This is a genomic window from Cryobacterium sp. TMT1-19, assembly GCF_004403055.1.
Classification (GTDB): domain Bacteria; phylum Actinomycetota; class Actinomycetes; order Actinomycetales; family Microbacteriaceae; genus Cryobacterium; species Cryobacterium sandaracinum.
Window position 1 is genome coordinate 24,120 of sequence record NZ_SOHB01000016.1, and the last position, 7,758, is coordinate 31,877.

The 7,758-nt window shown below is 70.5% G+C and carries 5 protein-coding genes; all 5 read right to left on the bottom strand.

Annotated features, from left to right (window positions below; genetic code table 11):
* Nucleotides 1-46: 46 nt before the first annotated feature.
* Complete coding sequence (locus E3T40_RS03710; protein WP_134542684.1) at nt 47-2,377, bottom strand: sensor histidine kinase; 2,331 nt, start codon at nt 2,375-2,377, stop codon at nt 47-49.
* Complete coding sequence (locus E3T40_RS03715; RefSeq protein WP_104099815.1) at nt 2,374-3,027, bottom strand: response regulator transcription factor; 654 nt, start codon at nt 3,025-3,027, stop codon at nt 2,374-2,376. The genes E3T40_RS03710 and E3T40_RS03715 overlap by 4 nt, the downstream gene beginning before the upstream one ends.
* Nucleotides 3,028-3,265: 238 nt before the next feature.
* Nucleotides 3,266-3,895, bottom strand: coding sequence for a thymidine kinase (locus E3T40_RS03720; protein WP_104170747.1), 630 nt, complete (start codon nt 3,893-3,895; stop codon nt 3,266-3,268).
* 92 nt (nt 3,896-3,987) lie between these two features.
* Nucleotides 3,988-5,328: a hypothetical protein gene (locus tag E3T40_RS03725; RefSeq protein ID WP_134542685.1), complete on the bottom strand. Its 1,341-nt coding sequence runs from the start codon at nt 5,326-5,328 to the stop codon at nt 3,988-3,990.
* Nucleotides 5,325-6,683: a sensor histidine kinase gene (locus E3T40_RS16250; protein ID WP_166786561.1), complete on the bottom strand. Its 1,359-nt coding sequence runs from the start codon at nt 6,681-6,683 to the stop codon at nt 5,325-5,327. Before E3T40_RS16250 ends, E3T40_RS03725 begins: the two co-directional genes overlap by 4 nt.
* Nucleotides 6,684-7,758 lie beyond the last annotated feature (1,075 nt).

The following is a 7,758-nucleotide window of genomic DNA, read 5'->3' on the forward strand; positions in this document are numbered from 1 at the left end:
ACCCCCCATGGGGGGTGTGAAGTTCTCTCGGTTTTTAGATGGAGTGCTACAAAGACGGCTGGAGGAGGCCGTCGGGGGTGACCGTGAGCATCCGTGGCTCGCCGGCGTCGACCACGATCGACGCGATCGTGGGGCGGTCGGCGGGCAGCAGACGGGCGATCAGGTGACCGTGGGTGAGGGAGTCGAGCTGGGCGGCCACGATGGCGGCCGCGGCGGCCAGCTGCCGGGGCGGCCGGTCGGCGCTGTCGTCGAGCAGGGTCACGTCGACACCCCGGATGCGGGCGGCGCGGGCCGCGGTGATCACCGGCTCGACGAAGAGCGAGCGCCCCCGGATGGCGTCGCGCAGGGTGGCCTCCACGAGCAGGCTTTCCGCCCGCAGGGTCGGTTCAATCTGCAGGGGGTTGATCTGCAGGGCGGCGCCTTGCAGCAAATTTGCGAGGCGCTCGAGGGTGGGGCGGGCCAGCGTGTTCACCCGGGTCAGCTGGGTCTCGCGCTCCTCGAGGGCCGCTGCCGCCGTGGCCGCCGCGGCGCCGCTGCGGGCCCGCTCCCGGTTCAGCCCGGCGAGGGTTTGGGTGGAGCGCTTCAGACCCACGGCGAACAGGGTTCCGGCGAGCAGGGTGCCGGCGTGACGGATGGCCAGGTTCACCCCGTCGAGCAGCGTCAGGCCGTTGAGCAGCGCCCAGGCGATCGAGATGACCATGATCATGCCGTAGCCATACCAGGCGAATCCGGGCCGGCCGCGCACCGCCAGCGCGACCAACATCATGGTGATGGCGCCGAGGTACCAGTGGGCGAACGGGGTCGACCCGACCGGCGGCACCGGGAATGCCGTGGCCACGGCGGACAGCCCGCACAGCGCGAGCACCATGACGGCGTTGCGAGGCGACACCGGGTCAGGCACGACGAGGGTGAGCCAGGCGGCCGCCGCAGACACCGCCACGAACCCGAGGATCTCGTAGGGCAGGGTCCACAGGGGTTCACCGTCCGCGAAGGCGAGAACGGCATGCACGGCAATGAATCCCACGAGGATGGACGTGGACAGGGCCCTCGGCAACCGGGTCACGCCCTTCAGTTGCGTGGCGGGTCGCGGCGGGGTAGGGGGTGCGGTCGAGAGGGCCGGGACCGGCGGCGCGGGGGCTGAAGGGGCTGCAGGGGCGGGCGTCCAGGAGACCACCACCTCGGTGCCGGCGCCGGGGCGGGAGCGCACGGCGGCGGCACCCCCGGAGAGGCGCTCCATGCGGCCGATGATGCTCTGCGCGATGCCCAGGCGCTCGGCGGGCACCCGCGCGGGGTCGAAGCCGACGCCGTTGTCGTGCACGGCCACCCGGATGCCGCCCTGGTAGCTGGCCACGGTGAGGGTGCGGGCCACCGGGCTCCGCACGGGCTCCTGCACGTCGGCGGCGACCGAGTTGCGGAGCGCCTCGCCGACGGCACCGAGCAGGGCGGTCACGGCGAGCGCGGGCACCGTGAGGGTGCCGGGCAGGTTGGAGGTGATCTGGGCATCCGGTGCCAGCTCTTCCACCAGCTGCTGGAGGCGCCGGGTCACCTGTGGGCCGGGCATGCTCGGGTCGGGTAGCGGGGCGCGCAGGGCGTCGAGCCGCACCAGGGTGTCGGCCGCGTGCCGGCTCAGCACCGGCACCGGGGTGCCGCCGCGTCCGGCCATCAGCAGGGTCGAGATGACGCTGTCGTGCACCAGGGCGTCGATGGTGAGCCGCTCGCGTTTGCGGGCGAGGCGGTCGGCGCGGCCGACGAGTTGCACGCGGGCGAACGTGGCCGCCTGGTCGACCTTGCCGGCGCTGCGGCGCGCCATGGTGGTCAGTCCCACGAGCATGCTCAGCAGCAGGAACGAGTAGAGGCCGTCTTCCACACCGACCAGCACCGGGTACGGGTCAGTCGAGGTGGCCGCACGCAGCAGCCCGCTCATCGTGCAGACCAGCATCAGGTAGGCCCAGGCCGTGCGGTCGCGGGTGGTCACCGCCACAGCCATCACGGGCACGCCGGTGAGGCTGATCGCCCAGGGGATGTCCGCGCCCGCCGGCAGCGGCTCCGCCCGCACGGTCAGCCAGAACACCAGCAGCAGCACGAAGAGCGCCCCCTCGGCGAGCGCGATCACCCGCAGCACGCGCAACGGCACCCGGCGGGAGAGCACGGCGAGCAGCATCGGCAGCCCGAAGATCAGCAGCCACGCCGCCACCGACCAGGACCGCTGCGGCTCCCAAGCCTGCTCGAGGACGGTGCCCAGGCAGAGCAGACCGAAGACGAGGGCGGTGGGCCCGAGCGCGGCGTAGAGAAGGCGGGCGAGGCGCTCGGTCGCGGTCTGCGGCCGGATTGGCCGGTTTGGCCGGGTTGGCCGGGTTGGCCGGGGCGGCCCGGTCACGGCTGGCCGGGGATGGGCAGGAGGCCGTCTTCCAGTGCCCGCTTGTAGAGGTCAATCTTGGTGTTCGCCGGGCGGCCGACCCGCTCATATTTCGAGCGCACCCGACGGATGTAGTCGATCACCGTGGCCTCGGAGAGTCCCATCCGCGAGGCCACCAGCGGTGCCTTCGCGCCCGCAGCGTAGAGCGAGAGCACCTCGCACTCGCGCACGCTCAGGCCCGCGTCGGAGAGGTCGGGATCGCCGTCGAGGGCCGCGGCCCACTCGGTGGAGACCACGGTCTCCCCCGCCGCCGCCCGGGTGACGGCGTCGAGCAGCACCGCGGTCGGCTCGGACTTGCGCACCACACCCAGCACGCCGCTGCGCGCCGCGGCCCGCATCAGAGCGGCGTCGTCGCCACCGGTGAACGCAAGCACCGCCGCGCCCGCCCCGCGCAGCCGGTCGACGTTGCCGGTGGCGGTGGACCCGTCGGAGAGCCGCAGATCCAGGATGACCAGGTCGACGGGCGTCTGCTGCACGGCGGACTCGAGCAGCTCGGTCACGGTCGCGACCGTGGCCACCACCTCGATCTCGGGGATCGTGGCGAAGAGGCCGGCGAATCCGCGGGCAACGATCTCGTGGTCATCGATCAGGGCTACGCGAAAGCGGGACATCGGCGTTCCTTGGATTCTCGGGGCGGTGCCTGCCGTGGTCTCGAGCAGGGTTCAACGACGTGCGGGGTGGCCCCTGTTCTGGTGCCACAAGAAGTAACGGCTGGTCAGACCGGAAAGCGGCCCCTACGTTTAGGCATGGGGAAAACCAACCGGGGGGTTGGTGGGGCGCTCGCGATCCCGAAGTCGTTCGAGCGCCCCTTCTCACCCGGCACTCTGTTTGCCCTGCGGGCGCGGGTGTTCATGTAGACGCGGGCCGGCTGCGGTTGTTCAGCACACCATTGCTCTCCTCGAGGTAGCACGATCCGCAGAGCGACTCGTAGGTCACCTCGGCGCCGTCGATGGCCACCTGGTCGCCGTCGAAGACGAAGACCCCGTCGATCTGGCGCCCGTTGAACACGGCCTTGCGCCCGCACCGGCAGATGGTTTTAAGCTCTTCGAGGCTGTGCGCCACCTCGAGCAGGCGCCGGCTGCCCGGAAAGGCCACCGTCTGAAAATCGGTGCGGATGCCGTAGGCCAGCACCGGAATGTTCTCGAGGATCGCGATGCGCAGCAGATCGTCCACCTGCTGCTCGGTGAGGAACTGCGCCTCGTCCACCAGCAGGGCGCTCACGTCGAGGCCGGTCTCGGCGAGCACCCGGGTGCGGTGCTCGTGGAAGAGGGCGTAGGCATCCGTCTCGGGGGTGAGCAGGTAGTCCACGGCCCGGGTGACGCCGAGCCGGGAGAGGATGCCCCGGTCGCCCTTGGTGTCGACCGACGGTTTGGCCAACAGCACCTGGTGGCCGCGTTCCTCATAGTTGTAGGCGGCCTGGAGCATCGAGGTGCTCTTGCCGCTGTTCATGGCTCCGTAGCGGAAATACAGTTTCGCCATTGCGTGGTCGCCCCCTCGGCTGGTCGCGCTCGTGCCGCTCTGCCGCGCTGCGTTATGCCGCGCTGCGTGTCGTGGCGCTGCGTGCGCCTAGCTCAGCGTACTGGTGGAATCGGGCGGGGGCGCTTGTCGCCGAATTCCAGCGTCAGCCCGGGACGACGGATGCTCACCCGCACCCACGGGAACACCACCCGCAGCACCGCCGTGTAGGAGCGCAGCAGGGCGCGCACCCGGCGCGGCGGGAGGTCGAGCGCCACCCGGATCGAGAACGTGTCGATGCCGGAGTGCCGCTGCTGGCGGTCGCTCGGCGGGTCGACCTGGGTGTCGGGCTCGGAGTCGGGCTCGGTGTCTGCCTGCACCACGAGGCTGCGCGGGTCGAAGCCGGGGGCCAGGCAGAGCATGCTGATCAGGGCCGAGGTGGCCGCGCGCTGCTGCGTGCCGAAGTGCGCCGCCCGGTGCTCGGGGTCGGCCACGACGAGCAGCGGATCCTTGCCGCGCTCGAGGAGCGCCGTGCGTTCGCGGGCGATGACGGCGTCGAGCCAGGTCTCGTCGATGTGCGCCACGATCGCCCGGCGAACCCCGGCGGCGAGCTCGTTCGCGCGATTGATGTCGGCCTTGGTCACCTCGCCGCGTTCGAGCACGCCGTCGAAGAGGGGGAAGACACCGGGCTGCAGGGTGGCGAGCTGCTGCTCGACCACCTGGCGCACCACGCTGCCGCGGGATTCTTCGGTGCGACGGGCGATGGCGCGGCGGGCATCCGTTTGCCAGGCCAGCAGTTGACGCACGATGCGGCGGGAATACGCGGCGGCGGCGAGGCCGAGTGCGAGCACCTGGGTGACCGCGACGACCACGAAGACGCCCGACGGCACCCGCACCGAGCGGAACGGTTCCTGCGGCAGTGTGACCGCGGCCACGACGACGGAGGCGAGCACCGCGGTCAGCGCCAGTTCACGCCAGGGGCGGAAGGGGGCGAGGGCCACGAGCAGGAAGCCGAGGGTGATCGGGCCGAAGTCGTCTTGCACCAGGAAGTTGCTGCCCCAGCGGGCGGCCTGGTCGAGCAGGTGGGCGGCCAGGCCGAGGCTGACGATCAGCAGCAGCGACGTCTGGCGCACCGGGGACCGCGACGGTCGTACGGCCGACACGAGCGCGGCGGACGCCGCTGCGGTGGCGACGAGCGAGAGCACGGCCAGGAACGGGTGCCGGATCTCGTCGGCCTGCAGCACCGTGGTCACCACCGCGTAGCCGAACACGACCAGGGCAATGCCGGGCACGATCGTCCAGACCGCGAGGGCGCCGAGCGGGTCGAGGCGCTGCTGGGTGAAGGCGTGCGGCTTGGTGTGAGGCGTGGGGACGGGGGTGTGGTTCTGCTTTGCGGCTGCGGCTGCGGCTGTGGCCGCGGCGCTGCCTGATGGCGAGGTTGCGTTCGTGGGTGTCACTGGGACACCCGCTCGGGGTCTGGGGTTTCTGTTTGTTCGGGCTGTTCGGTCGGCTCGGCGTGCCCGCCGGGTTCCTCGATCGCCACGGGCACGCTCAGCATCACCGAGGTGCCGGCGCCCGGCCGGGTGAGGATGCTCACCGAGCCACCCAGGCGTTCGATCCGGCGGCGCACCGCCTGGCGCAGGCCGAGACGGTCGGCGCCGGTCTCCGATTCCGTGAAGCCGCGCCCAGCATCCATCACCATAAGTGAAATGCTGCTCGGCTCGGACTCGATCACGACCTCGGCGGCGACGATGCCGGAGTGGAGGATCACGTTCACGAGGCACTGCTGCACCGCCAGGCTCAGCTCGCGGTCGCTGGCCGGGCTCAGGCGGCTAAGGGCGGCGCGGTCTCCCGTGACTTCGACCACGAGGCCACGATCGCGACTGCGCTCGATGGCGGCGTAGACCGCGCTGGTGAGCCAGGCATCCGTGCCCCCGTGCGGTTCGACGCTCAGCGCATCGGCGTCGGTGAGCCAGTCGGTGCCGCGCAGGGTCTGCAGGGTGTCACGGATGCTGCCGGCCAGGTTGGCGCTGAGCGGCCCGGGATGCGCGCGGGCGAGGGCGACGAGCTGCTGGAGGGTGGTGTCCTGACCCAGGGCGAGGGTGCGCAGGTCGAGCTCGTGGCGCAGCAGGCGGGTCTGGTCGGTCTGCATGGCCCGGTGCAGGGCGATCTGAACGGACCACTCGCGGCGCACGAAGACCGTGAGCAGCAGCACGCTGACGAGGAAGAGATAGGTCGAGATGGTGAAGACGTCCGCGCCGTAGGGCACCTCGGTTTGCGTGGCGGCGTACACCGTAACGGCTTCGGCCAGGACGAAGGCGGTGGTGCTCCAGAGCACGCCGGCGCGGGCGGAGACTCCGGCGCCGCCGATCATGACCAGGGCCAGTTTCGGCAGGGTGACGAGGAAGACGTTCGAGCTCGGGAACAGGGCGGGGATGCCGAGCACGGTAATCGTGTAGAGGTAGGTGGCGACGGTGCCGGTGACGAGGTAGGCGATCGTCAGGACGACGGTGCGGCGCAGGGAGAGGGCGATCAGCACGGCGGCCATGAGGAGGAGGGCGGCGATGGTGGCGAGGGTTTCGGTGGGTGTGGTGGCGAGCGTTGCGGCCGTTGTGGTGGCGGCGGTTGTGGCGGTTGTTGTGGCGGCGGTTGTGGCTGTGGCTGTGGCTGTGGCTGAGGTTGTGGACAAACTGAGGAGGAGGATGGCGGCGAGAGAGGCGGCCAGGCAGGTCAGCGCAAACCAGTGTGCAGCCCGCGCGAGGGCATGGCTGAGGGCCCTCTTGACCAGGTGGTCCGGGAGTCCAAGCGTCATGGCAACCCTCTCTGTTCGGTTGATTCTCTCATTCCGCGAGGGCGCTTCCGCGCTGCCCCGGGTAATCCGCTTCGCCCAGATCGAATTCGACGGAGATTGTGCACAATAACGTGGCCACGGGGCCCTTTTGCGCAATCATCGTGCAAGATCTCCGTCGAATTCGTTCGGCTGGGGTCGCGCGGGGCGGCGGGGCATCCGTCGCCCGCGGTCGGGTAGCGCTGCTGCCCCGGCGGCTCTGGCCCTGGCCACCCTGCGGAATGGCGGCCGTGGCCCGCACGTTTGTGCTCCTTCCGGCCCTCCGCGCCCGCTGACGTGCCTTCCCTGCCATTCCGCGCCCCTCCCTGCCATCCCCCGCGCCCGGTTGTGGCTAACTCAGGAGATCCCAGTCGCTGGCCACGGCGCGGGCACGGATCAGTGCCGAAGTCGCCGCGACTCGGCCACGACCCCGCCGGGATCTCCTGAGTTGGCCACCCGTCCCCGCCTCTTCCCACCCCCGGACACGCACAGCTCCTGCAATTTGGCCAAAATAGGCCGATTCCGGCCCGTTTCGGCCCGTTTCGACCCGTTTTGACCCGTTTTCTGAGAATCTGCAGGAGCTATGCAGAGTACGGCTCGGGTACGGACCCACGGCGAAGACGAAAAAGTACCGTGGCACCGGTGCAGGGGCCTCCCCGCACCAGTATCGGCCCTCCTGGAGCAGGAGCAGGGCGCAGCGACCGCGGTCACCGGCATCGGATGTGGCTAACTCAGGAGATCCCAGCCGGCGGCCCGACCACGGGCGCGAAGCAGTGCCAAAGTAGCCGACACTCGGCCGCGACTCGGGCGAGATCTCCTGAGTTAGCCCCACCACGGGCCGGGTGTCGAGGCTCTTGGGCGAGCCAGCGACGGACGTGACGGATGCGGCGGCGCGGCATCCGTTCGGGGCAGCAGTGTGAGCTAACTTCGGAGAAATTCGCGACACGCCGGTTGACGCGCCTGGGGTGACCCGGTCTTTTCGGACGGGGTCCTCGGTTTCATTTTAGGCGGCGAGTGTGAGTTTGATGAGGCGTTCGGTGGGTGTTGAGTAGCCGAGAGT